Genomic DNA, 26,065 nt, shown 5'->3' with positions numbered 1-26,065 from the left:
AGCAAAAGAAGTGGGCCCGGTGATTTACAATCATCTTTCGCAGTGCCAGATTTGCAGCAGCGAGCGGAGTGAGTTACTTGCGAGTACCAGGAATGGCAGGATTGAACCGTTCTTACGATTCATTTGTGCAGAGTGAAGGCAATTTGAGCTGCAGCTCTCTTCAAGACATCAATAATTTTAACAGTACGTCATCGGCCGCAAAGCCGTTTCACAAGGCTTTTCACATGTCCGTGATGCTGCTTTTAGCGGTTATGGCCGGATGCGGCAATCAGTATCGCCCCACGGTCACGCCCATCAACCCAACCGGACCGTCCGCTCAGCCGACCGCCCAATTGGTCGTTATCTCCCAGCCGGGAATGGACAATGGCGCAATCATTCCTTCGAACTGCATGGCTAATGCTTATGCTGATCCGGGAGTCACCACGGTCATTGACTTCTCCGGCGATTCGGTGATGGCTCAGGCGCAGATCGGATATGGCCCGCTGACCTTTGCTCTGGCCAGCGGAGGCACGTCGGCTTACAGCCTGAATACAGACTGCAGCGTGAGCAATATTTCAGCCACAACGACCCTGCAGACAAAGGCCGTACAAACCAGCACATTACTCTCCGGTCTGATTCCGATCAACGCTCTTTCAACTACCAGCTCTCTCTATGTCGTACAACAGAATGTCACGACACCAGGAGCAGATTCGGTTGGGCAGTTTACCGGCTCACCTGAGAAGCTGCAGCAAACGATTTCGGTAGATCCGGTTCCGGTCAATATCGTTGGTGCAACTTCCGCACAACGCGTTTATGCCATCAGTCAGGGAGACAGCGATGGCGCATCCCCGCAACGAGGAGACTGCGATAATCCCTCCGCGGTAACGGCAACAGGAATGGCCGATGCCATTGAGACCGCCACGAATACGGCGACTGCGCGTATCCCACTGGGTGTCTGCCCAGTCTACGGAATGATGACACCGGATACCCTGCGCACCTTTATACTGAATCGCGGCAGTGGTACAGTCACTGTCATCAACTCGCAGCTTAACGCGCTGGATTCCACAAACAACCTTTCCACTGGCGGTGGTATGAACGGCAGCGGAACCATCACCGTGGGAGCGGGACCAATTTATGTGGATTACTATGCGGCGAGTCAGATTCTGGCCACGGCGAATTATGATTCGGGAACTGTAAGCTTTATCGATGCCAGTACCGATATTTATGGAAATGACAGCCCGACTTTCGGGAGAGTCATCAAAACAGTTACTGTGGGCGCGCATCCGGTCGATCTGTCCATCCTCCAGGATGGAAGCCGTGTCTATGTAGCCTGTCAGGGCAGCAATACATCGAGCATCGGTACCGCGCCAGGTTCTGTATACGTCATTAACCTGCCCGGCTATAACGTCGAAAAAAGTATCCCGCTTACAATCAACCCACGCTCGATTGCTTCGATTTACAACTATCCCATCGGTAAGGTTTACGTTAGCTCGCAAAACAGCTCGAACCTGACGATTATTCGAACGGATACAGACGTCATCAGCTCAACCGTTGGTATACAGGGCAATATTGTTGATATCCGCGCAAGCAGTCCTTACCCCGGAGCTTCCGCGCCTACATCAACAAACTACATTACAAATAGCCGGTCTATCGGTTCAGGTATGCCATAGTCTGTTTTTCAGCAAAGATTAAAGGCTGCCTTACGGCAAGCCTTTAATCTTTAGACCCGTGACCGGTTCTTACTATTCGGCAGCAATCTGTAACAGCTTCAGAAACTGATCGAAATCCGGCCGAATTCTGAGCAGTTCCGATTCGATCGTCGTCAGGGTCACAATCCCGATCCAGCTTGCAACACGAACATATTGCTGTACCTGCAGAACGCTCACCTGATTCATCGGCTGATGCTTCAGCATGAGCATTGCGGCCTCTTCGGCACCAGGAAATGGAGTAAGCAGCGGCCCCGCAATCATTGCATCCCTAAAGCTTTGCTTCATCAGCGTAATCTGAGCCTGAACATAAAGGACGAGTTGATTCCCCACAAGCAGTTCGTCTTCCCGCAGATAAACATTACCAGGAATGATCGTTTCACCGCTGCGTTGTATGCCAAAGCCTGGAACCCAGGTCCATCCATACGGAATCGCAGTGACAATCCAGCGGCCAATGTGTCCGGTGCCTGTTGCCGATGTTTGCAGCATAGGGTTCGTTCTCAGGGAATGCCGGCTGCGGCACAAATCTGAAAGGCGACAGTTACAATCCTCGTCTCCAGAAAATCTAGCTTCTGCGCGTGTTCAGGACCGGCAAAATCCAATGGAAAACCATCCAGATCTTTCGCCAACCCACGCTCCTGCTCTGCCCATGTAAGTATCGATTTGCTTTGCCCCGACTGAAAAGCGGCCGCACTTTCCTGAATATCTTTATTATGTTTCTGCAGTAAGGGCAGCACTTTATTGCGCCATGCCCTTAACGGCCAGGAATCTGCCGCAGCATTCTTCTGCATCGCTTCAGCAACAGCGGCGGCCACTTCGTTGACAAAGTCATTGAAGACAGCGGCAAAGCCTTCCACCAGAGCTGGCGGTACAGCAGATATACTCCCCGACATCACTTTCCTCCCTTCCCTGACCAGGGCGAAGGAAAGATCGCATCCGGTTTTGCAGTTCCGGGAGGAACCCAAAGCTGGGTTCCCCCGCCACCGAGACTTCCCTGACTGGAAGCCGGCCCCATCCAGGCTTTCATACCACCTGCCGGAACTTTGCAGACAGCAACCTTACCATCGCTGTTCCACTCCGGTTTTACTGCGCAATCCGAACGCCATGTTGCCTCATCGGCCGGGAGGTCTGGTGCCCAGTAGCCACCGGCAGGATTAGAGTCATCATCGATAACACGATATATCGTCGTACCTTCGGGTATTGTGACGGGTTGTGCGGACTGGAAATTAGGCGTTTCTTTGGCAGGCAGGTCTGGCCACCCCGGTTGTTGAAGGGTAATCGGTGGCAGGCGTCCTCCAGCAGGAGCTGAAGTCTGTATGGTTCCATCCTGCTGCAAAGTAGCTTTTGGCTGCGAATCGGATGCAGGAGGCGCCTGCATCGGAACAGAAGCACCCATGGCAGCAATACCACCCATTGCTCCCATCACTCCACCCGCGCCCGCCATACCGACAAGAACGGTTTCCGCACCCATCACTGCAATATCAGGGGGACCAACACAAACCAGTTGGTCTGTCACACGCGATTGCGGCATCATGCCAACCAATACCGTTGGCGAGCCCAGAACAAAGGGGCCGCCAACATGCGGCACGATCCCGGTTACCATCGGACATACATGCATGTCGCCGATGCGTGAAGCCGGCATGAAATTGATCAGTACCGTCGGATAGCCAACGGTGACTATGCCGCCATGGGCAGTCTGACTGGTAATGGTGCAGGCAGGCATTCCCATAGCGCTCAGGAACTCGCCTTCGAATAAGGATCATCTCCAGGGAAGGTCGGCGCTGTGGGTGCAGTAGGCGAGCCAGGCGCCTGCGGGTCCTGCGTCTGCGCCGGTGAACCCTGCAACGCAGCACCTCCGCTATTGATCTTTACCAGCATGCCCTGAATGGTGACTCCGCTCGGATCGATGGAGACAAAGCCTCCAGGTCCGGAAAGACAAACCCCGAGACCGCCTTCTATCACAACATTCATCCCGCCCTTGATATGTACTTCCTGGCCCGAATCGACAACATAAACCATTCCTGCCTTGCTGTATTGATTCATCCCGACATTTGAGGAATAGTTCATCCCGATCTTTTCATTCAGATTCTGACCAACATCAATATTAGAATCCTGGCCGATTTTAAGCTTGAGGTTTCCAGTAATACCTTCCGACTTATCCGCTCCCACCTGAACTATTTGATTGCTTTTGACATTCAGATGCGCTTCGTCGTCATTCTCTTCCAGCTTCTTTTTCTTGATCAGAATGTGTGATTCGCCATCGACCTCTTCATACTGGTTAGCCGTGATTTTTCTATGCTCTTCATTTCCCACGAGAGTATGCCAGTCATGCTCAACATGAAGGTCATAATCCCGCTCAGCATTCATATAAATCTGCTCGCTGCCCTTTAGATCTTCAAAACGAAGCTCATTCGCATTGGCTGCAGCGCCATTTTTTGAGCTTCGCGAGAGAATACCGGAAAGTGTGTACTGACCGGCCGGATCATATTTCGGCATGTTGACACCGTTATAGACAGAGCCAACAACGATCGGCTGATCCGGATCGCCCTCAATAAAATCAACGAGAACTTCATCATCCACTCTGGGCCAGAAGTACGTACCCCATCCTTTACCCGCCCATTGCTGCGCTACGCGCAGCAATGTGTTGTCGGTGGTGTTCGGCTTTCGAAGTCGATCCCAGAAAAACTGCACACAGACCCGGCCATATTTATCCATATAGGACTCTTCTCCGGAAGGGACAACCACCTTGCCTGTATGCATGCCGTTGACGGCCGGTTTCTTCACGCGGAATGGAGCCCGAAAGGGGGTAGAGAAAGGGATGGCGGTAAAGGTATTGCTATATGGACTGGACGCGGCCCGACCGCGCGTACGGTACGAAGGAAGCTGGCGCACAGCATGCTCGACACGCGTGGTCAGATATTTTGCATTCAGGCTGTTCTGCGGATATTCGGTGAGAGAAAAGCTATAACCGGTTTGCAGTGGTACAGCATTGGATGAGCCTTCAACGATAACCGCGCTGGCATCGCACTCCTCTTTTCGAATCTTTCCAATAAATGTTGCAAGGTCGGATATCTTTGTATCGGAAGCTTCTTTTTTCAGATATGCTGCTGCGCTTACTGCATAGTCATATTCTTCGTGATTATTTGCGCCAAGAGGACCGCTGGTCGTCGCATCCGCCAGCGGATCAGGGAGCGTTTTATAACGGATAAAGCTGTAATCCCATGCCAGATGATGCCCAGTCACGAGGCTGGTTCTGGAACGAAACTTCTGAACTACAAAATCGTAAAAACCTTCTTTGAGATTTTCTTCAGGAGCGTAACGATAACTATCCTGAATCGCGCAGGCGCTTAGCTTGCTCGATGTATCCTGAAGAGTCATCGTGTGATCGTTCTGAGTGTGCTTGAAGAAATAAAAGACGCCGTGCTGCTCCATCAGCCGTGAAATAAAGTCAAAATCTGTCTCACGGTACTGAGTGCAGTATTCCATTGGTGTGTAGCTGACTGAGGTCTCAACAGCGGGACTGATGTTGTACTTCGACAAGACGGCTTTGATGACATCTGTAACCGTCTTGTCCTGAAACACACGCGTATCTGTATTCAACGTTAATAGCCAAAGACCGGGTACCACATACGCGCAATAGCTGTTGAGCTCCTCATCCCCGCCCGTAAATTCAAATCCGGAGACGATGCCATTGATATATCGTTGGCCACCGGAATCCGCTGCCTGAATACCGATGGTAACTTTTGTCCCAATAATTTTTTTAGGATCAATCGCTGTTTGCACCGGCGCAAGCAGTTCAACTTTATAGTGAAAAAGCTCAGATATAGCTTCCGCGCCTGACACAGATTCGATCAACAGGATGTCTTTGCCCAGCGAGCTGGTAAAAGTCAGAAGCCGCTCATCATGAGTGTAATTTGCCATATCGGTGTATTAGCGTCTCATCGCTCCGGTGATTCGATGCTGGGCTCTCATCCCTTGAAGATCTACCACTGGTAAGTAAACTGTCCTTCCTGAGAAACACCTATCGTCACGCGCTCTGTCAAAGTCTCTTCTGCCATACGAGTCAGAATCTGGCGCGATACTTCCGGCAGCATCGTATTAGACAGGATGTTATCTACATTCCGTGCACCGCTTTCTACTTCGGTACAACGCCTAGCAACCTCGTCCAGAACGTTATCCTCGTATGCAAGCGCAATTTTATGATTCTCCTGCAAACGGCGCTGAATTTTCCCGATTTTCAGCCGAATAATCTGTTTCAATGCCTCATCTCGTACGGGAAGATACGGAATGATCAGCATGCGGCCGAGAAACGCCGGTTTGAAAATCTTGTTCAGCTCAGGCTTTAATGCCTGAGCCAGCGCTTCGGTTTCCGGCATCGTTTCTTTATCGGCCGTCAGCTTCATCAGTGTGTCAGTCGCGGCGTTGCTGGTAAGAATGATTACAGTATTCTTGAAGTCTATTTCGCGGCCTTCGCCATCCTCGAGCTGTCCCTTGTCGAACACCTGATAAAACAGCTCCAGTACATCCGGATGAGCCTTTTCGACCTCGTCAAGCAATACGACGGAGTAAGGCCTGCGCCGAACTGCTTCTGTCAGCACACCACCCTCTCCATAGCCGACATATCCCGGAGGCGATCCTTTCAAAGTGGAAACCGTGTGCGCTTCCTGAAACTCCGACATGTTGATGGTGATCAGGTTTCGCTCACCACCGTAAAGAAGATCCGAAATGGCAAGTGCCGTTTCGGTTTTGCCTACACCGCTTGGTCCAACGAGGAGGAAAACGCCGATCGGTTTACCGGGATCGTCAAGGCTGGCACGCGATGTGATAATGCGCTGCGCAATCGCCGACAAAGCATGATCCTGGCCGATGACTCGCCTGGAGAGCTGACCATCCAGTTCCAGCACGGCAGCTATTTCATCCTTCACCATCTTGCGCAGTGGAATACCCGTCCATGCGGATACGACCTCGCCGACGATATGTTCATCCACACAGACCCGCATCAATGGGTCTTCTCCCTGCACCTGGCGCAGTTCTTCTTCCAGAGCCTGAAGGCTTTCCACCGTTGCCTGAATCGATACTCCATCGGCATCTGTTTCTACATCTTTTATCTTTGCTTCCGTCGCACCCGACTCCAGAGCCTCCCGAACTGCACGAATCCGTTTCACCAGATCGATTTCGCGTTCCCACTGCTCTTTAAGGGCTGCCAACCTCGCTTCCGTCGCAGCCAGTTGCTCTTCGATATTCGCAATCCGCTCTGCATGATCTGCCCCGGTACTGGTTTCGCGATCGAGAATCTGCCGCTGAACCTTCAGGTCGTCTATGCGGCGCGTCGCATCCTCAATCGCCGGCGGAATCGTGTTTTGCCCCAGTGCGAGTCGCGCACAAGCAGTATCAAGAACACTTACGGCCTTATCGGGAAGCTGTCTTCCCGCAAGATAGCGGTGCGTCAGCCTGACAGTTGAAGTGACAGCCTCATCCAGGATGCGCAGATTATGGTGCTTTTCAAGAGCAGAAACGATGCCGCGCAGCATGGTGCAGCATTTTTCTTCATCCGGCTCTTCTACTTTCACTACCTGAAAGCGTCTTGCAAGAGCCGCATCTTTTTCAAAGTATTTTTTGTATTCCGACCATGTGGTCGCTGCGATGGTTCGCAGCTCACCCCGTGCCAGAGCAGGCTTCAACAGGTTTGCCGCATCATTCTGACCGGCCTGTCCGCCCGCACCTATCATGGTGTGTGCTTCATCAATAAAAAGAATGATCGGATGCGGCGAGGATTTTACTTCCTGAATCAGGCCCTTCAGGCGGTTCTCGAATTCACCTTTAACACTCGCACCGGCCTGAAGAAGAGCAAGGTCAAGGCTGTGCAGCTGTACATTTCGCAGTGCAGGTGGAACATCACCCTGACTCACGCGAAGCGCGAAGCCTTCCACAACGGCGGTTTTTCCAACACCGGCCTCGCCCGTGAGAATGGGGTTGTTCTGCCTGCGGCGCATCAGGATATCCACTACCTGGCGAATTTCCTGATCGCGTCCCAACACCGGGTCTATCTTTCCTGCTTTGGCATTAGCCGTAAGATTGACCGTGTATTGATCGAGATGCGGTGTTTTTCCTCCCGGTCCAGCTTTTGTGGGCGCACCGCTCTCTGAAGCACCTGACATGGGTGCCGATATTGTCTGCTCTTCTTTTGACTGCGCAGTGATCGCGTAATAGTCCTTGCGTAACGCTTCAATCGGGATAAGCTGCAGTTCTTTGCTGATATCGCGAACGAGCCGTGCGAGTTCATCACTGGAGAGAAGCGCAAGCAGTGTGAATCCGGTACGGATCTGAGTGGCGTCATATTCGATGGTGGCAATTGTCCATGCTTCGGTGAACATCTTCACCAGTTGCGGGCTAAAGGCAGGGCTTCGGGCGTTGCCGCTCTTCAGGCGGTCGAGACTGCGCTGAAGCTCGGCGGTAAGCCTGGATCGATCGACGCCGTATTGTTTCAGAATGAATGCAATATCGTTGTCGGAGCTATCGATAGCCTTTAACAGATAATGCTCGACTTCGATGTCATAGTGCGTGCGGGAAACGCATAAGCCTGCAGCGGCTTCCATTGCGCTGCGCGTTGCGTCGTTTAATTTGCCAATCAGTGCTTTCAGATTGAGACTCATCGTAACGTGCTCCGAAGAATAGGCTCTTTTTCAATTCACGACAATCGGTAAGTGGCTTCGTCGGGGTCGTGCCCCAGAGGACGATTCTTAATCCAGCTGACCAGTCCAAGCCTCGATGCTGAGGGGCCGGTCTCCCCCAGCTTCATTCCAGGCGTCTGCTCACGTTCCAGAACCAGCTGGATAATAAAGTCGATTTCGCGGCTGGCATAAATTCTTAGCCAGGCATGAAGCTCCCTGCTCGCGTCAGCACCTGGCAAAAACTGCTGGTAACGCTCAAAATTCATAGGCCCGAGACGCAGTGTCACGGTGCCATGCTGGTCCCACACTTCATCCCCAACAATTGTTCCCATGCCGAGACGCTCACAGAACATACCACTGTCACGCAGGAAGGTCAGATTTGTCGGAGGAAGGCGCTTCCAGACACCTGTAAACTGCTGTACCTGTACCGGCATATCAAAATAGTCTTCAATAAGCTGCTTCAGCCCCTGAGCTGTCGGGCGCCGTTGCGCAAGCAGGCCGGTGTAATACAGACAGGCCTCATCGGCGACCCCCATGCGATGCTGCAGGCCTTTGGTTCCGAGGCCAATCAGGTCCATCAGCCGGGCACTGATCACATCATCTCCCGCGCCCGTCCGCTCGTATGCAATATAGAAGCGGTACTTTTGCCATGCGCGGTAAAAAAGTGAAATGACCCGGTGATTGAAAACGTCGAAAAACTCCGCCGGACCCCGATCTTTTGCACGTGCTCTTTCCAGTAAAAACTCTGTATAAGGATGAGGAAGCGTGCCGACTGCAGCAGATAGTCCCATGAAGTTCACAGAAAGCTTTGCAGATCCTGCTTTCTCTTCAAATGCCTGAATTTCACTGGCAGGAAAGGAGAGGCTGGGTACGGACGAAAAACGTACCACCTCGGCTGAGGGAGAGACAAAAAGCCCCACAGGATGGCGATCCGGGTAAAGCCGCTCAAGCAATCGCACAGCCTGAAAGAACCGAACGCTGTAAGGATCGCGATCCAGCAGTGCCCGCAAAGGCTGCAGGTTGCCTTTCGACTGCTGCGTCAGATCAGTGGTTTGTTGCCCGCTCTGGGTGGCCATTCGCCGAGTACCTCCTTTCTTTGGTTAGTACGCGCAGCGAACTGGCAAAAACTATTGATGGACGTGTATGAGCCGAGAAAGTGATTCAACACGCCGGCAAACAGATAAACGCCGCCTCCAACAAATTGACGTTCGTCAAATTCCATCTCGATTCGTGTCCCTCGCGCGGGGATATTGCCATAATCCGACTGCATCACGGCAAAGTGAGGGCTCGAATTCAGGCCGATAATGCCGCCTATCTGATTTTCCAGATGAGCTGACTCCGTGAAGTTATGAAGCCGAAGGATTTCCTGAAAGGCACTCAGCCCCTCCTCAACCAGGGAAAGGTAATTCAGGGAAAGCTGCGAAGCCAGTCTCCATAACTGCCCCTTCTCCGCGGGAGGATCGTAGCTCGGCGTAGGCCGTCGTAATGCCGTGATGCGCTGTACCGCCGGAAAATCTTCAGCGCTGAAATCCCCTTCCTCCGCACCATATGGCAATCGCGAGGGGAGATCGAAATTAGAGCATGTACAACGAACTGTCAGCACCTCTGCGTCAGGCTGAGTGAGTTGTCCGTCAATGTCGACCAGTGACAGGAATAGCCTGGAAGGCTCACGTTCACCCAGAGGATTCCCCCGGCGTACTGAATGCCAGTATGTACGCCCTGCTGCGTTGCGCGCCTGAAAACGATAGGAGTAAAGCGGCTCCAGCTCGACGCTTTCGCGCCGGCTCGTATTGGATGCAAGCACGTCATCAACAGAAAAAATCTCTGTCGTTTCCTGATGGCGAACATCCGGAATAACTTCATACTCGTGCTTTGTGTGAGAAACGAGGATCGGCTCTGCTGTTTGTGAAAAGAGGTTAATGACCGGTGTGCAGCCAGGTCTTAGCGTACGCGAGGTAACTCCCACCTCGAGATCCTGACTTCGCTCAGGGCGATCAAAGCGTGAAAAATAGAAAAGGATTTCCGCCTGTTCCCTGCAGCCGGTCTCCGCAATGGCCTTTAAGCCATCAAGTTCGAAAAAGAGAAACTTTTCGGAAAAGGTGAAGTACTCCTGCAGAAGGCGATAGCCGCTGAACGAGCGCCGCGGATATGGAAGCAGCGCTTCGTCTTCTTCAAAACCCATTGCAGCCAATTGTGAAACCGGTACGGCAGAGACGGGCCCATTCGATTTCTGCGGATCGCGCACACAGATCGCTATACAGTTTCGGCAAAACAGCTCATAAAGCGTGTGAACCACATTTGTATCGCCGGTCAGATGGAAGCGCAGCATGTCCAGTTCCAGCTTTTCAAATGACACATCCGGAGCACATTGCAGACGCATACGGATTACACCCACCGCACCGGGTACACGAATAACCTGCGTTAACCGTTCCGGCTGGCGCCATTCACATTCAGATACAGTAAACGGCCAAAGCTCCACATTATATGCCGTGCGGAAACGGCAAGGCAGACTGTCAAAGGTGCGCTTTGTGGCAAGATGCGTTCCGGCAGGAACCTTCAGGCCGGCAGTCTGCTTACCCTGCTCCGGGTCAAGCTGGCATTCCACAATTGTCATAGATGGAATCGACCGAAGGTAATGAGGAGCGACAAGGTTAAGCAGCGCTGCCGTGACCTCCGGAAAGTCGTCATCAATGCGCAGGTGTACACGCGCTGCCATGAAGGCAAAGGACTCTATCAGCCGCTCGACATGAGGATCATCACAACGATCCGGCTCGAGCAAAAGACGACTGGCCACACGCGGATATTTCTGAGAAAATTCCGCGCCCAGTTGCCTTATATAGGCCAGCTCACGCTCGTAATATTCGAGAAGTTCTTCACGCATCTCTCTTATTTCACCTTGTATTCGCCGCTGGACAGCTCAAGCACGGTGTCAAAGGAAATCTCTTCCGGAGATGGATCGAGTTTCATACTTCCTTCAATGTGAAAACGGAGGCGGCGGTTCGCCGTTTCCGCTCCATCCAGGGAAACACGCACATCAGCCAGGCGAGGCTCAAAATTTCGGATTGACTCTTCTATCGCTATACGCAACCGCCGATGATCAGAGGCTGAGCTCAACCCCAGAGAGGTAATATCCGGCAGCCCATAGTTGATTACAGAATTTTTCGCCGCATCGTATTCCGCAAGCTCGGGAATGGGAGGGCGTCTCGTATTCAGCAGCCATTCCAGATCACGTTTCAGCGCATCTTTAAAATATCGAAGCGACTGCGAGCGAGTTGCCGGCCAGTCGTCAACGTTCGTAAGCCGGTCAAGAACGGATTGCGTGATCAGCGATTCTGTAGCCAGACGAGCCAAAAGAGTGCTCCTGATATTCAGCGAGAAAGGTCCATTGCCGCGATCGGATCAATACGGCACAAGCGGGAAAATAGTGCTTCTCTTTGCCCGTTGGTATCACCGGACGGATCAAGACATTTCAGCAATAACGCCAGTGGAGGCGCAATCACATCGCTGGCCTCCCATTCCTCCAGACTGCGTTGCTCGATCTCTCGTACCAGTTCTTCGAGTACTGGATATGCGACTTTATTTTGCCCGGCAGTGATACATAGCTGCGCCACCTGAAGGCGCCGCTGAAACCGGGCCCGGCCACTGGGCTGCTGGGCTGCGTCGCGCACCAGGAGCTGGATTGCCTGGGCAACCTGCCCTCTGCCGATCAGTTCTCGTGCCAGGCTCAACACATCCGGCGCTGCTTCATCTTCTTGCTCTTCTGCGGGCGCAATTTTTTCGACGTAGCTTAGCCCCGAATCAGGAGCTGGCTCCTCTGCTGGTGCCGGCTCTGCAGGCTTTGGAATAACCTGTTCCTCCAGCCAGCGCTGCGTTTCCGGGTTCGCAGCCGGTGTGTCGTCATCGAGTGTCCACGAGGGAATTTCGGGAATCTCTTTCAACAGACATTGCAGCTGATTCAGAACTGCTGCACTGATCGCTGAATATCCCGCCTCATAGCTTGCTCTCCAGATGTAACGATGTACATCCAGCCATGCACGCCCGCAGGACTCTCCTGCAGCGGCAGTTGCAATGCAGAGTAATTCTTCCCAGTTGGCTTCCGATGCCAGGCGCTTCAGGCTCTGACGAATATCCGTAGGCGGAGATACGAGGAAATCGTATGCTGGATAATTGCCCTGCTCCCGCATCTCGCCCCACCTTACCGCGGTTTGCAGCAGGTAAGGTATGGGGCTGGAAGGGCGTTCTTTCTGCATGAAACGCGCACAGTCCTGTATGCGCTTCATGGCATCATCCCAGTCTGCCGGCTCAGCAGAAAGAGATTTAGCTCTGGCAGGTTTTGCAGCAGGTACTACAACAGCGGCGGAGACATCTTCCTGAATTTCTTCCTGTTCTTCCGAGGGCGTCTCCTCGGTCATCTCCGCTGTCTCTTCCGCTGCTACAGGATCAGGTTCCAGTGTGCGTTTTTCGCCCAGAAGGTTGCTGATAACCTGACCGACTTCTTCAAGGCCGGCTTTTAGTTTGCCGAAACCTGGCCCATCATCCCGATACTTGTCCTCACAATCGATCTGCAGCGTCTCAAGCACCTGAGTGGCGCTGTGAATGGCCTCATCCAGCGAGACATAAAACGCTTTCGGCGTCGATCCAAACCCCGCATCAAATTCTTCTCCGGTAATCTTGCCATCCTGAACAGCAAGCTCCCGTGCTTCACGCTTTGCGTCGTTATATTCCGTCTCACTCTCGTAGCCAACAGCTCTTGATTCCCTGTACTGGAAGAAGCTAAGGCCATTCTTAGTAATCGGAGCTTCGCGGAGGATCGCTCCAATGCGATTGGCCGTCCACTCGATTGGAACGGCGCGCATTCCGGCGTCGCCTTCGTCAATCTCCGGGTAAAGCGTATCCCAGAAATTATTCTGCAGGTCCAGCATTAACTGGAGACAGGGAGCGACCATAACGATGCCTTCACGTTTTACGTGAGCTTCGCTCAGCCACGCTGCCAGTTGCAGATCTTTACTTTTTGTTGCGAGCGCTTCCCCAGCCAGTTTAAGGACGAGAGGATAATCGGCCTTTTTTACCTGACGCTGCCAGGCTCCCGCAGGTATGCTTTCGTCCTCTTCGGTGCGCGCTTCCTTGATTTGGTCGTAGATGCGTTCATATCGGAGGCTGACACCTGATGGATTGTCGCCAGGAATCGAATTCAGGAGATCATCACGTAATGGCACTTTCGGCCGTCTCCCGCGCGTGATGGAAGGTAAGACTACGGAGCTCTAAAATCGATTCTTCTTCCTCATCGCTTAAAAGTACTTTCTGACCGTGAGGAATGGCTCCGTATTCCGCATTTTCTTCCCACACGGTTTTGTGTCCCAGCCGCACCATATCGTCTGCGTGCCTCCAGGATAACGGTGCGAGCGCGGGCAGCAGCACCTCGCCCAGATCCTGAAGGCGAAAATCGGACGTAGTATGCAAAATCGCCGGAATCCAAAGAGTATCGCGCAATCTTTTGGGAGGCTGAATTTCCAGCGACTCTATGTACGCCAATGGTATCCACGTATAGCTGCCGGCAATGAATACTTCAAGATGCGAACCGATACGAAGATCACCGTCCGTCAGTGAAGTGAATTCCCGATGATTCCACTGTCCCGAGGGCGACGCCAGTGCAGAACCAACGGGCAGCTTATTTTCCGCGAACATCGCCTGTCGGGTTGTCTCAGCATGCAAAGCGGCTCTGTAGAGCATGGAGCCAGCGGCAGCTTCTTTTCCCGAATCCGAAAGAATATCAAGCTGCTTGCCCGCCCGCTCGTATTCACCGGCAAAGCACAACAATTCGAATAAAAAGGTACGGCGCCTGACGTCGAGCGGCTGCTTTCGCAACTCAACGCCAAGCGCTTCAATCGCCGGCTGCAACTGACCGGCTCGATAGAGAGAAAGCGCGTCCATTTAAAGATCGCCTTAGGTCAGCTTGTTCTGCTTCAGGTTGTATGTCACCGCGCCAGTGCTGGTGAGATTGCCCTGCTCATTCTGTACCGAATAATCGACTTTGATCTCGTTATAGGTGAATGAAATGCTGACAGTTGGGATCTCGCTGGAGGCAGAGATCTGAAGACTGCTGACAAACAGCTCCTTAAAGTCGACCTTCAGATATGGCTTATTGTTCGCGCCGGACTTAATGGCTGTCATGGTGCCGGTCTTGATATGAGCACCTTCGCAGATTGACTTAAAGAACTTCGGCGTTCCTTTATCGAAGTTAGTCATGATGCTGAAATCCGACAAATCAGCCTTACCGGCTCCGGAGCCACCGGTACCAGAGACGGAGGATACCTGTGATGCCCCCCAGCTCCAGCTCATGATCTGAATCTCGTCTTTGTGCGCTGCGTCTTCGGATTCACCCTGGATTCCATCCAGTTTCAGAAAATAATCAACAGCCATGGAAAAGCTCCTTTCCTGTTTCGCAAAATGCTGTTTTCAACTGCTGTAGACTTCCGGCCGGTTATGCTACTTCCGCGCCGACGCCGGCAGGTCGGCCACAAGACGAAGCGAAACAGATAGCTCGTCGAGCTGGAAATGCGGCTTGAGGAATGCAACCGCGCGATATGCACCAGGTTTCCCTGCAACCTCCGAGACCTGGATCACAGCCTCCCGCAGAGGCAATTTTGCTTTGGCAGCCTGTGACGCATTGTCATCTGCGCAGACATAGCTACTGATCCATTGATTAAGAAACTTTTCGCAATCCTGGCGACTCATAAAGCTGCCGATTTTGTCGCGCATCATGGCCTTCAGATAATGTGCAAAACGGGACATCGCAAGAATATACGGCAGCTGTGCTGATAGACGCGCATTGGCATTCGCGGCTTCTTTGTCGTACAGCTTCGGCTTGTTTGCCGTCTGGACGCTGAAGAACGCTGCATAATCAGTGCCCTTGCAGTGCACCAGTGGAACCAGCCCCTGATCGGCCAGCTCTTTCTCACGACGATCTGTAATCGCGACCTCAGTCGGGCACTTCAGTGCAATATCTCCTTCGTCGGTGCGGAAGGTATGAGCCGGCAGACCTTCGACGAGACCGCCCCCCTCCACTCCGCGAATCGCCGCACACCAGCCGTGACGCGCAAAGGAATTGGTCAATCGGGCTGCAAGACCGTAAGCCGCGTTGCCCCAAAGATATTTGGAGTGATCACTGCCATCCACCGCTTCTTCGTAGTCAAATGCCTCTACCTGTTTCGTATCCTTGCCGTAAGGAAGACGCATCAGGATGTGTGGGAGGGTAAGAGCCACATAGCGAGAGTCGTCGGACTGACGGAAGGATTTCCACTTGGCATATTCCGTGGAATCAAATATTTTCCCGATGTCACGCGGCGCACCCAGCTGTGTATAGCCGGACAGATTCAGCAGGTCGGAAGAAGCGGCGCTGAGGAACGGCGCATGGGCAGCCGAAGCCACCTGTGAAATGCGCTCCAGCAGCTCAATATCCTCCGGACCACGGCCGAATTCGTAGTCTCCTACCAGCGATGCAAACGGTGCACCGCCAAAAACACCGAATTCCTCTTCGTAAACCTTTTTGAAGAGAGCGCTCTGGTCAAACTCCGGAGCCCGCTGCAGATCTTTCAGCAGTTCGCGCTTGGAGACATTCAGAACCTTGATCTTGAGCATATCGCTGGTTTCAGACTGATCCAGCACATACTTGATACCGCGCCACGTGGACTCCAGCTTTTGAAATGCCGGATAGTGGAGCACCTCGTTCAACTGCAGCGATATCAGCTTGTCAATCTGAGCAATGCGCGCCTGAATGGAGGCTTCCGCATCACGCGTGAGCGTCATGTGACCATCGAGGACCTGGGAGACGAACTCTTTCACCATGTCCCGGCCGCGCTCAAGGGTAGCGGCATCGCGGTTGAAGCGTCCCTGAGAAACGATCTGGTCAAGCAGCGTCTGCTCCGAAGCCTGTTCGGTTGTCTGTGCTGCGGCGGCTGCAGCCGTATTAGCAGTGCTCATTGCTCACCTCCGGTTTTGCCGAGCTCGGCGCGCAGTTTTTCACGGGCTTCCGTACTGGAAACGGCCTCAAACAATGCCTCATCCAGTTTGTCGTTACCCTGCAGACTGCCTCGCAGGTCCGAAAGACGCGTACGCAGATCGAGAAGCTCGCGCAGAGGACCGACCTGCTTCGCCACATTTTCCGGAGAGAAATCGTCGAGACTTTCAAACTTCAGATTGACACCGATCTGACCCGCGTTCGGATCGTCGCTCAGCTTGTTGGCGACGGAATATGCGAGATGCGGCTGCATTCCTTTCAGCACGCTGTCAAAGTTGTCCGGCGTGATCTCAACAAACTTACGATCCTTCAGGGCGGCCAGAGGCTGTTCCGGCTGTCCGGTCAGGTCACCCAGAACACCCATTACGAATGGCAGCTCCTTGAGTTCAATCGCATCGCCGATCTCGACGTCGTAGGTAATGTGGACGCGCGGCGAACGCACGCGGTCCAGTTTGTGCTGCGTACTTTCCCTTGCCATATCTTTTTCCCTCGATTGGCCAGCGGAGGCACCGCCGGTTTTGATTCGGAACTCACAAAACCGATGTACTCGGATAGTGTGTCTGGATCATTATGCGTTACTGGTATTTTCGGACTTCGTTCACCATGCAGCAGAGCAACCCAATTTTCTGGAAGATGGCAATTCCGTCGAACGAAGGCGAGAGGATTATTTATCTGCGCTCAAAAGTGTGTCAAGCTGAAAACCGGTCCAAAGGTAACCTGCTCTCTGAAACAGACTCTTTCTTCTGTACATCGTTCCTCACGGTATACTCTAACCCCAGCGGGAATAACTGGAATGCGACAATTGCAGCCTGTTGTCTGGTCGAAAGGCGTTTTTCTCTCTCCTCAGCATCTGCAGGCACAGGATCGCTTCTTTGGTGAGACGCTGCGCTTCCTGATCGAGGCCCTTTCCAATCCTTACTGGGGCTTCATCGAACTTCAGCTCGATGGGACATCTCTGGGTGAAGGGCTGCTTGCCATTTCCCAGGCATCCGGCGTTTTTCCGGATGGATTGTTACTCGACATGCCATCTTCCGACACGCAGCCGCGTGCGCGCAGCCTGGACGAGTGCTTTCAGGATGGACGGAAGACCTGCGTTTTTTACCTGGCAATCCCTCAGGATCGCCCCGGAGGAATGAACGTCGGTACTCAGCGTGGGGTCAGCACACGTTTTTACGCAGATCTGCAGATGCTGCGCGATGAAAACAGCACAGGCACAGAAAAACCGGTCTCGCTGGCGCGTAAAAACCTCCAGATTCTGGCCGATGGAGAGAACCAGGAGGGATCAGTACTTCTTCCCTTCGCACAAATCGAACGCACTGAGGCTGGAAGCTACCGTCTTGATACAAAATTTGTGCCGCCGATGCTCAATGTCAGGGGCAACGAGCTGCTGAACGGCATTCTGCGTGGTCTTATCGAAGTCATGGTGGCGCGCTGCAGCCAGCTGGTAGGAACCCGACGCCAGCGCAACCAGTCCCTGGCAGACTTCAGCGCATCGGACATTGCGAATTTCTGGCTTCTCTACACACTCAACACGCATTTGCCGGTACTTCGCCACTTTCTGGAAGCAGATCATGTCCATCCGGAAAATCTGTTTGTACAGATGCTCTCGCTGGCAGGCGCTCTGACCACATTTTCACGCAAAATTGAACCTCGTGATCTGTCGAAATACGAACATGACAGGCTGGGCCCGTGTTTTATCGCGCTTGACGCGCTGATCTCCGAACTACTTGAAACAGTCGTGCCGGGTAATTTCGTCGCACTGCCGCTGAAGCCGCTGCGCGATTCTATTTACGCTGCGGCAATCGATCAGGACAAGTACTTCGAAAATTCACGCTTTTATCTGGCTGTCTCTTCGGATATGCGCGATGCGGATCTGATCAGCCGTGCTCCCTCTCTGATCAAAACCTGTTCGGCAACGCATATTGAGCAGCTGATTCGACAGGCACTGCCGGGGCTTAAGCTGACCCACGTACCTGTACCTCCTCGCGCGATTCCCGTGAAAATGCGCTATCAGTACTTCAGCGTCGAGCGCTCAGGCGGAGTTTGGGAAGCAGTCCAGCGTGCACGCAATTTCGCTGCATATGTTCCCGGCGAAATCCCAAATCCTGAGATGGAACTGATCATCCTCTTTGCCAGTACCGACTAGAGCATTTCCCTGCGCATCCTCTCAGGCTTCCTTCTCTGTTACTTGTGGCGTATCACGAAGAACAGAATCAGCAGGATCACCAGCAGCACAAAGACGTTCAGAATCAGAATCAGCGGAAGGTATTGCTGAAGTTTGCTCTGTGGGGCTGCGGGAGGAGCCGGAGCCGCTGCTGGTGGCTGTTGCGGCGGAAATGCAAATGCTGGAGGCTTAAAAGCAGCCGATTGCGGAGGCGCGGCAGCCTGAGGAACCGGGGCCACTGGCATGTGTGGCATCTGAGGAGGCCGGGGAACCTGCAGAGACGGCACTCCAGCAGGCGAACCGGGGACTGGCTGCTGTGGCAGAACCGGTGGACCGGAGGCCGGTGTCAGCCCAATGGTGTCACGCAAAGCCGAACTGGAGATCACCCGTGTAAATTCTCCCGGGCCGCTCGCCGGGGATTGTGTGGGAAAAAGTGCTGGCGGCATTGCCGCTGACGCAGGCTGCGCCGTGGAAGGTTCAGCAGAGAGCGTCCGCAACAATTGAGTAAACCCGCCCAGAGCCGGACCAGCGCCTGTCGCAGCAGGGCCGGAGGGCGCAGGGTCCGGCAAAGGCATCTGGATCTTCTCCGCTTGCGGTTCCGGATTCAGCGAGCGAAATAACTGCGTGAAACCTCCCTGAGCCGGTGTCGCCGCCCCGGAATGAGGATTCGCTGCCGGGAAGCCCACTTCGGCCTGAGCCGGTAGCTTCTGCCGGGGCTTAACGGGCGATAACGGTGCAGGCTGCACACCGAAGCCGGCATTCTGTCCCTGCGCGGGGGAAAGCTGTGAGAATACCTGCGTGAACGCCCCGGGGCTCGTTGAAGGCAGAGATGCTTCTTGTGCCGCAGGTGCGGGAGAACCAGGAGGAGTAGGCTTTTGTGGTGATATAGAATGAAACAGCTGAGTGAAAGATCCGGGAGCTTCAGAAGCAGCAGGAGGCGGCATCACTTCCGATCCTGTCTGCACCTTTCCGGGGGTAGAACTCTCCGGATGCTCCTCCTGTTTCACCGTTAAAGACTGAAAAATCTGTGTGAAGCTGCCTGAGTCAGCCGGCTTTTCTGTTTCGACACGCGCCGGCGGTACTGAGCGCACCGATTCGAAGACAGTATTTTCCTGTTCCTGTGATGGTTTGACCGCCAGTGACTGAAACATACCTGTAAAACCGGCTGACTCCGGTAAGGCTTCCTGCTGCCTGTGTGTCTCAGGCGATGTGACTGGACCAGGTTGATGTGACGGAGACACCTCATCGGTTCCGGAAGTTTCAGAAGCCTGAATCGTTCGCAGTAATTGCGTGAACTCCCCCGCGCTCTGTGGTGCGGGCGGAGCTGCAAACGGCAGTTGTTCTGCCGGGATCGCAGATGGCGATTGCACAACAGGCCTCTGCTGTCTGACTACCGATACAGGGGTAAATACGTTTGCAATATCTACGCCGGATCTTGATACCGAAGCTGCTTTCGGAGGGGCCGGCACCGGCTCATCCCTGTGAATTGCTGGAGGAGCAGGAGGTGTCTTCGTTTCCGGTACTGCCGGCGAAGTCAGCGACTGGAAGAGCTGAGTGAATTCTCCCGGCCGGGCTTCGTCTGTCGTCTGTAAAGATGGCGCATTTGCGGCCGAAGCAGGGGCTTGATTTAACGGAACATCCTGCTGCATGCTCATTTGCTCCGGTGTCGGGGGACCTGAATTCTTCCCCGCGGCCTGGGCAAAGATGCCTGTGGCGCTGTATGTCTCGCTCTGACCCGAGGGACTGCTTTCATCGAAGGGAGGCTTTGACCCGTCCATATCTGGCGTACCGTGGCTTCTCGTATACTTGCGGTTCCGGTGACTTAGATTATCGCGATGCACGAAGACAGTAAAGCCCGCAGAGATCGTGATGCGGCCCTAACGGGCTTCCGGAAATTTACACTATCCAGAGAACAGACACACGGGGTACTGTGTACCGTGGAAACAACATACAGACAGCTCCGCGCACGTGGCATTCGCTGCGTCGTACTTTGCCAGATGGTTCGGTCACTATGAAATTTCTGTCGCGGGTGGTGTGGTCCGAAGGGATGTACCTTGGACCGCATCATTTTCAAACACAGACCCGCTATTTTGAAGATTCGATCGCCTTTCTTGTTGCCAGCCTTTGGCACGAACCATGGGGTCTGCTGCATCTGGAGCTGGACCAGAAAGCCATCCGGAACGGAAATGCTGTACTGCTTCAGGCTTCTGGTATTTTTCCGGACGGGCTTCCCTTTGAGCTGCCCGGTTCCGACCCGTCACCCGCGGCTCGCAACCTGACCGACGTCTTTCCTTCGACCGACGCCTCATTACTTTTGTACCTGACAGTTCCCGCACGACGCGACAATGGCTTCGACTGCAGCCTGAATGGGGCGGGTGCCGGAACCCGGTTCTCCCGCATGCAGCGTCAGCTGCGCGACGAAACCAACGGGATGGATGAGCGCGAAGTTGATCTTGGCCAAAAGAACATTCAGCTGCGGACCGAGGCCGAGCTGACTCAGGATATGCACTCTCTTCCCATAGCACGGGTTTTGCGCGATGGACGCGGTCACCTGATCTACGATGAGGAGTTCATTCCTGTTTGCCTGCGCATCAGTACCAGCGAATCGCTGATGCTGTTGCTGCGCCGCCTGGTCGAAACACTTGGGGAAAAAAGCGCCACAATCGCCCGCGGAGCCCGCCATCAGGGTCGGTTTGAGGCGGGCACTTCAGCGCTCGATGTCGCCAATTACTGGTTTTTGCATGCTCTCCACAGTGCTCTTCCGGCTATTCAGCATCTCTACATCACGCGACGTGCTCATCCGGAAGAGCTGTTTCTCGAACTTTCACGTCTGGCGGGCTCGCTCTGTACCTTTGCCGTCGATTCCGACCCACATAATCTGCCGCCCTATGATCATCGCGATCCGGGCCCGGTCTTTCGCGACCTTGATGCTCATATCCGGCGGCATCTCGAGATCATCGTTCCGTCCAATACGGTCACACTAACCTTCCAGCCGACTGAACCGTATATCCAGGAAGCTGAGGTCCTCGATGAACGCTGCCTGCGCCGTGCCCGCTGGATTCTTGGTGTAAGGTCCAGCCTCGGAGAATCCGATCTGCTGCGGCTCATTCCGCGCCTGGTGAAGGTTTGCTCTGCCCGCTTTGTTCCGGAGCTCGTCAGACGGGCACTGCCTGGCCTTACGCTGACGCATCTGCAGGTCCCGCCTACTGCCATCCGTGCTGAAGCCGATATGCAGTACTTTGCAGTCGAAACTACCGGTCCATGCTGGGAACATATCCTGCAGACCCGCAGGGTTGGCGTCTATATTCCTGGTGAAATTTCGCAGCCGGAATTTGATCTTACCGTTATCGTGGAGGCGTCCTGATGGTTCCCGCGCGCGTAAACAGCCTGGCTCTGTCCTTTCAGGAAGCACTCACCGCTATTCTGCGTGTCCGCTTTCAGCGCCAGCAGGTTCAGGACTCAGAAAGTTTTCGTACACAGATGCGCCGCGCCCTGCAGGCTGCGATGCAGGAATCGCGGGCCATGGGCTATTCCTCTGAAACTGTACAGATGGGCGTCTTTGCCGCTGTGGCCTATCTCGATGAGAGCGTACTGAATCTGCAAAATCCCGTTTTTGCCGACTGGGCGCGCCGGCCTCTCCAGGAAGAGCTCTTCGGCGGCCACATGGCCGGCGAAACCTTTTTTCTTAATCTTCGCAATCTGCTCGGCCAGCAGGACTCTGCTGAAGTGGCGGATGCTCTTGAACTGTACTGCCTTTGCCTGCTGATGGGCTATCGCGGCCGGTACGCCTTCGGTGACACCGGGGAATTGCATTTGCTGCTCCGTCAGGCTCGAGAGAAAATTCAGCGCGTTCGCGGTCAGATGCAGATGATCCCTCCCTCACCGGTGCCGGAGGTTAAACCGCCTCGAGCAAAGGACTCATGGAGCCGCGGTCTGCTTATCACCACCTGCATTCTTGCCGTGCTTACCCTCCTTGCCTTCGGCGGATTTGAGCTGGCGCTCAGTTCCGGGATATCACAGATACAAACCAGCAGTCTCGTGGCACGTTAGGAGATTTCTGTGTTGCCGATTCTTATCTCTGTACTGGTTTTCGTTGTATCGCTCGTGCTGGCCTGGGCTGCAGGCCCTGTGCTGCACATCACCGGCTCTTCCCTGCTTATTCTGCGCATATTACTTGTGCTTCTCGGCCTGGCAGCATCTCTTACTATTCTCTTCTTCTATCTGCGCAATCGCCGTCGTGAAGCCGGTATCCGCAATGTCCAGGGGAATTCGGAGCTGGAAGTTCTCCTGCGTGACTCCGAGCGCAAGCTGTCCACGGCACAGCGTTCCGGTGGCAAGTCACTCGATTCCCTGCCCCTCCTTTACATCCTTGGAGAGGCGAACGCCGCCAAGACCACAACTATCCTAAAATCCGGGCTTGACCCTGAATTGCTTGCAGGGCAGATTTATCGCGATCAGGATGTCGTCCCCACCCCCGTCGTCAATCTCTGGTATTCGCAACAGTGCGTTCTGGTCGAGGCCGGAGATGCCGTCCGCAAAAGTCCACAGCTCTGGCGCAAGCTGGTCCGGAAAACCCGTCCGAGAGCCTACCGCGCTGCTTTGGGATCACAGGCGCCTGTCAGGGCTGCGGTTGTCTGTGTAAGCTGCGAGCAGTTTGCAGGAACCGCCGCATCTGAGACCGTTCCTGCATCCGCACGGGCTGCCAACCAGATGTTGCGCGACCTTGCGCAGCAACTCGGAACCGAGGTTCCTGTCTACGTTATTCTCACCAAGCTCGACCGTGTCCCGAACTTCGCTGAATTCGTTCGCAACCTCTCCACGGAAGAAGCAGCGCAGCCCTTCGGTATTGCTATGCCGCGCAGCGAGACAGCCAGCGGTCTCTATGCGGAAAAGGCCACGCAAGACACCACATCACATCTCGATCAGCTCATTTTTTCTCTCGGCGAATTCCGTCTTGAAGTACTTTCGCGTGAATCGGACCTAAAAAACGTCGATCCAGCCTACGAATTTCCTCGCGAGATGCGTAAGCTGCGCAATAATCTCTCCGCATATCTTGTCGAGCTGACCCGCCCCAGCCATCTCAATGCCAATCCATATCTGCGCGGCTTCTGGTTTACCGGCGTGCGCGCACATATCGTCGAGCAGATGGTCAGCGCTTCCGCGCCATCGGTGCAGGCACCGCAGGCCGATGCCGGAGCCACGCGGATGTTCTCGTTTCAGCAGATGCAGGCCGCTGCCGCACCGACACCTCAGGTTGTGGCACAAAAAATAGCGCAGTGGTGCTTCCTGCCAAAGCTCTTCCCGGTTGCCATTCTGCAGGATCGCAGCGCTTTGGCCGGTACCAGCTACAGTGGCCGCACACATCTGCTGCGCCGCATCGTTTTTGGAACCGTCTCCGCTCTTTTATTTCTTTACCTCATCTGTCTCGTCATCTCGTGGAGCAATAACGCATCACTTGCACATCGCATCAACTCCGCCGCTGAAGGATTGCCTGTCAAAGCTGTACCGGCTACTGCGCTCGCATCCACGCAGGATCTGACGTCTCTTGAGAGCCTGCGCGAAGTCGTCGCCCAGCTGGACACCTATCAGCACGATGGGCCACCTCTCATGTACCGGTGGGGTCTCTATCACGGTGATGCAATGCTGGCAGCAGCGCGGGCGCTTTATTTCGATCGCTTCCGGCGTCTGCTGCTCACGAATACCCAGACAAATCTCGTCGCCATGCTGAGCGCATTACCGGCTGCTCCGGCTCCGGGAGCCGACTATGGAGCTGCTTACAATCCTCTGCGCGCCTATCTCATCACTACATCGAATGCTGACAAGAGCACACCGGAATTTATGACCCCGGTATTGGTGCAGGCCTGGCAGAACGGCATCGTTCCTGAATCTGCTCAGCAGAAGCAGCTGGCACAGCAGCAGTTCGACTTCTATGCGTCTTATCTGCAACAGCACGGTAACCCTTACTCCATCGTTCCTGTTACACCAGCTGTCACTCATGCCCGGACCTACCTCAGCAGCTTTGGTGGATTCGAGCGGATCTATCAACAGATGATCGCTGCGGCGAATAAGGCTGCACCCTCCGTCGACTTCAATCGTGTTTACCCCGGATCTTCACAGACAGTGATTGAATCGCACATCGTCTCCGGAGCCTTCACTCGTCAGGGTTTTGCCTTTATGCAGTCCGCTATCCAGCATCCTGCGAACTACTTCAGCGGAGAGGCCTGGGTACTCGGCGATCAGGCCCCGCCTTCACTCGATCAGGCTGGCCTTACCCAGCAGCTAGCAACGCGTTACGTATCGGACTATCTTTCGGAATGGCGCACTTATCTGCGCGACGCATCCGTAGTCCGCTATCGCAGTCTGCAGGATGCTGCCACAAAACTGAATCAGATATCGAACAATAATTCCCCCCTCCTTGCCCTGGTCTACCTGGCCTCGCATAATACTGCCGTAGCAAATGATCAGATCAAAAGTGAGTTTCAGCCCGCACAGACCCTGGTCGCTCCCGATAGTGCGGACAAACTCATCTCTCCTGGAAACACCAGCTATGTGAACAGCCTTATCTCTCTGCAGGGCAGCGTATCGCAGATAGCCCAAAACCCAGCCGCTGCCACTGATCCTGCGCAAACCGGCCCTGTCACCAGTGCAGCTATCGCAGCGCACGGCGCTGCTCGCCAGACTGCCCAAGCCTTCACTATCGATCAGCAGGGACATGTCGATCAGACCCTCCTCGGACTTATGGAAGATCCCATTACCTCTGTCGAAGCACTCGCCCGGGGTGCAGGAGCAGCCCAGGCCAATGGTGGCGGCAAGAGTTTCTGCGCTGCATTCACGCAGACGATGAACAAATTTCCGTTCTCTCCTGCTTCTGACATCGATGCAACGCCTTCTGAAGTAGCCTCGCTGCTGCAGCCCGGCACAGGTGCGCTATGGCAGTTTTATAACGCCAATCTGAAGATCCTGCTTATTCAGCAGGGACCGGCCTATGCAGCTGCGCCGAATGCGCCCATGAAGGTCAGCCCCGCATTTGTTCGCTTCTTCAATCAGGCTGCGACCCTCTCCGCGCAGCTCTTTCCCGCAGGTGCAGCTGCTCCTTCGCTCACGTTTACTGCGCATGTTCTTCCGTCAAAAGGCATGCAAAGCGCGACTCTGGCTGTTGATGCACAACGCCTTTCCGGCGCAGATTCAACGAAGCAGTTTACCTGGTCTGCCCAGTCCGCTCAGTCAGCACAATTGCTGGGAAGCATCGGCGCAACCGACGTCTCCTTCCAGCAATTTAATGGACCGTGGGCTCTCTTCCATCTGGTTCAAAAAGGACGCGAAGACCAGCCAGGTGATCCCTACCGGCGCCTCTATCCGCTTCAGTCGCTGAACACGCAGACTACCGCCGCAGGTTCGGCTCTTGCTATCCGTGTCGACTTCTCTGGTCCTGGAGCAGCCATGCTGATGCCCGGAGCCATGGGAGGATTACGCTGTGTCTCTGAAGTTGCTCACTAGAAGCCAGCACAGATCAATGGCTGCCAGACCA

General features: G+C 54.2%; 19 protein-coding genes. 5 read left to right on the top strand and 14 right to left on the bottom strand.

Annotation, left to right across the window (positions count from 1 at the left end; genetic code table 11):
- Window positions 1–92 precede the first annotated feature (92 nt).
- Window positions 93–1,649 carry a YncE family protein gene (locus D0Y96_RS04085; RefSeq protein ID WP_117298099.1) on the top strand — a complete coding sequence of 519 codons (1,557 nt, stop codon included), beginning with the start codon at window positions 93–95 and terminating at the stop codon, window positions 1,647–1,649.
- A gap of 72 nt (window positions 1,650–1,721) precedes the next feature.
- Here the strand turns inward: D0Y96_RS04085 and D0Y96_RS04080 are convergent, their stop codons facing one another.
- The 13 genes from D0Y96_RS04080 to tssB all read right to left on the bottom strand — a co-directional run bounded on the left by D0Y96_RS04080 (window position 1,722) and on the right by tssB (window position 16,851).
- The gene (locus tag D0Y96_RS04080) at window positions 1,722–2,174 is read right to left on the bottom strand and encodes a hypothetical protein (protein WP_117298098.1); all 453 of its coding nucleotides are present in this window, start codon (window positions 2,172–2,174) and stop codon (window positions 1,722–1,724) included.
- Window positions 2,175–2,185: 11 nt separating this feature from the next.
- Window positions 2,186–2,578: a hypothetical protein gene (locus D0Y96_RS04075; RefSeq protein ID WP_117298097.1), complete on the bottom strand. Its 393-nt coding sequence runs from the start codon at window positions 2,576–2,578 to the stop codon at window positions 2,186–2,188.
- A complete protein-coding gene (locus tag D0Y96_RS04070) occupies window positions 2,578–3,408 on the bottom strand; it encodes a PAAR domain-containing protein (RefSeq protein WP_117298671.1) in 831 nt (276 codons plus the stop codon). Before D0Y96_RS04070 ends, D0Y96_RS04075 begins: the two co-directional genes overlap by 1 nt.
- 11 nt (window positions 3,409–3,419) lie before the next feature.
- On the bottom strand, window positions 3,420–5,606 hold the full coding sequence (locus tag D0Y96_RS04065; protein WP_117298096.1) for a type VI secretion system Vgr family protein: 2,187 nt from the start codon (window positions 5,604–5,606) through the stop codon (window positions 3,420–3,422).
- Between the two features lie 62 nt (window positions 5,607–5,668).
- Window positions 5,669–8,338: a type VI secretion system ATPase TssH gene (tssH, locus tag D0Y96_RS04060; protein WP_117298095.1), complete on the bottom strand. Its 2,670-nt coding sequence runs from the start codon at window positions 8,336–8,338 to the stop codon at window positions 5,669–5,671.
- Between the two features lie 35 nt (window positions 8,339–8,373).
- Window positions 8,374–9,432: a type VI secretion system baseplate subunit TssG gene (gene tssG / locus D0Y96_RS04055; RefSeq protein WP_117298094.1), complete on the bottom strand. Its 1,059-nt coding sequence runs from the start codon at window positions 9,430–9,432 to the stop codon at window positions 8,374–8,376.
- Window positions 9,396–11,237 (bottom strand): type VI secretion system baseplate subunit TssF, encoded by a 1,842-nt coding sequence (gene tssF / locus D0Y96_RS04050; RefSeq protein ID WP_117298093.1) that lies wholly within the window; start codon window positions 11,235–11,237, stop codon window positions 9,396–9,398. Before tssF ends, tssG begins: the two co-directional genes overlap by 37 nt.
- 5 nt (window positions 11,238–11,242) lie before the next feature.
- A complete protein-coding gene (gene tssE, locus D0Y96_RS04045) occupies window positions 11,243–11,707 on the bottom strand; it encodes a type VI secretion system baseplate subunit TssE (protein ID WP_117298092.1) in 465 nt (154 codons plus the stop codon).
- 17 nt (window positions 11,708–11,724) lie between these two features.
- Window positions 11,725–13,572, bottom strand: coding sequence for a type VI secretion system protein TssA (gene tssA / locus D0Y96_RS04040; RefSeq protein ID WP_158562182.1), 1,848 nt, complete (start codon window positions 13,570–13,572; stop codon window positions 11,725–11,727).
- A complete protein-coding gene (locus D0Y96_RS04035; protein ID WP_117298090.1) occupies window positions 13,559–14,287 on the bottom strand; it encodes a type VI secretion system accessory protein TagJ in 729 nt (242 codons plus the stop codon). Before D0Y96_RS04035 ends, tssA begins: the two co-directional genes overlap by 14 nt.
- Window positions 14,288–14,299: 12 nt before the next feature.
- Complete coding sequence (locus D0Y96_RS04030) at window positions 14,300–14,776, bottom strand: Hcp family type VI secretion system effector (protein WP_117298089.1); 477 nt, start codon at window positions 14,774–14,776, stop codon at window positions 14,300–14,302.
- A gap of 66 nt (window positions 14,777–14,842) precedes the next feature.
- Window positions 14,843–16,336, bottom strand: a complete 1,494-nt coding sequence (tssC, locus tag D0Y96_RS04025) for a type VI secretion system contractile sheath large subunit (RefSeq protein WP_117298088.1) — start codon at window positions 16,334–16,336, stop codon at window positions 14,843–14,845.
- Window positions 16,333–16,851 (bottom strand): type VI secretion system contractile sheath small subunit, encoded by a 519-nt coding sequence (gene tssB, locus D0Y96_RS04020; RefSeq protein ID WP_117298087.1) that lies wholly within the window; start codon window positions 16,849–16,851, stop codon window positions 16,333–16,335. Before tssB ends, tssC begins: the two co-directional genes overlap by 4 nt.
- 315 nt (window positions 16,852–17,166) lie before the next feature.
- On the opposite strand from tssB, the gene tssK (D0Y96_RS04015) reads away from it, so the two are divergent.
- Window positions 17,167–18,519: a type VI secretion system baseplate subunit TssK gene (gene tssK / locus D0Y96_RS04015; protein ID WP_117298086.1), complete on the top strand. Its 1,353-nt coding sequence runs from the start codon at window positions 17,167–17,169 to the stop codon at window positions 18,517–18,519.
- Between the two features lie 38 nt (window positions 18,520–18,557).
- Here tssK (D0Y96_RS04015) and D0Y96_RS04010 read toward each other — a convergent pair whose 3' ends face one another.
- Window positions 18,558–18,782 carry a hypothetical protein gene (locus D0Y96_RS04010; RefSeq protein WP_117298085.1) on the bottom strand — a complete coding sequence of 75 codons (225 nt, stop codon included), beginning with the start codon at window positions 18,780–18,782 and terminating at the stop codon, window positions 18,558–18,560.
- Window positions 18,783–20,548: 1,766 nt separating this feature from the next.
- Here D0Y96_RS04010 and tssK (D0Y96_RS04005) point away from each other — a divergent pair.
- The 3 genes from tssK (D0Y96_RS04005) to D0Y96_RS03995 are packed head-to-tail and all read left to right on the top strand — an operon-like array spanning window position 20,549 to window position 26,034.
- Window positions 20,549–21,901: a type VI secretion system baseplate subunit TssK gene (tssK, locus tag D0Y96_RS04005; RefSeq protein ID WP_117298084.1), complete on the top strand. Its 1,353-nt coding sequence runs from the start codon at window positions 20,549–20,551 to the stop codon at window positions 21,899–21,901.
- Window positions 21,901–22,587 (top strand): DotU family type IV/VI secretion system protein, encoded by a 687-nt coding sequence (locus D0Y96_RS04000; protein WP_117298083.1) that lies wholly within the window; start codon window positions 21,901–21,903, stop codon window positions 22,585–22,587. Before tssK (D0Y96_RS04005) ends, D0Y96_RS04000 begins: the two co-directional genes overlap by 1 nt.
- A 9-nt stretch (window positions 22,588–22,596) precedes the next feature.
- A complete protein-coding gene (locus D0Y96_RS03995; RefSeq protein WP_117298082.1) occupies window positions 22,597–26,034 on the top strand; it encodes an ImcF-related family protein in 3,438 nt (1,145 codons plus the stop codon).
- The last annotated feature ends 31 nt before the right edge of the window (window positions 26,035–26,065 follow it).

Source organism: Paracidobacterium acidisoli (assembly GCF_003428625.2).
Lineage (GTDB): Bacteria > Acidobacteriota > Terriglobia > Terriglobales > Acidobacteriaceae > Paracidobacterium > Paracidobacterium acidisoli.
Note: the sequence above shows the minus strand (reverse complement) of the source record. Positions and strands in the feature narration are given on the sequence as shown.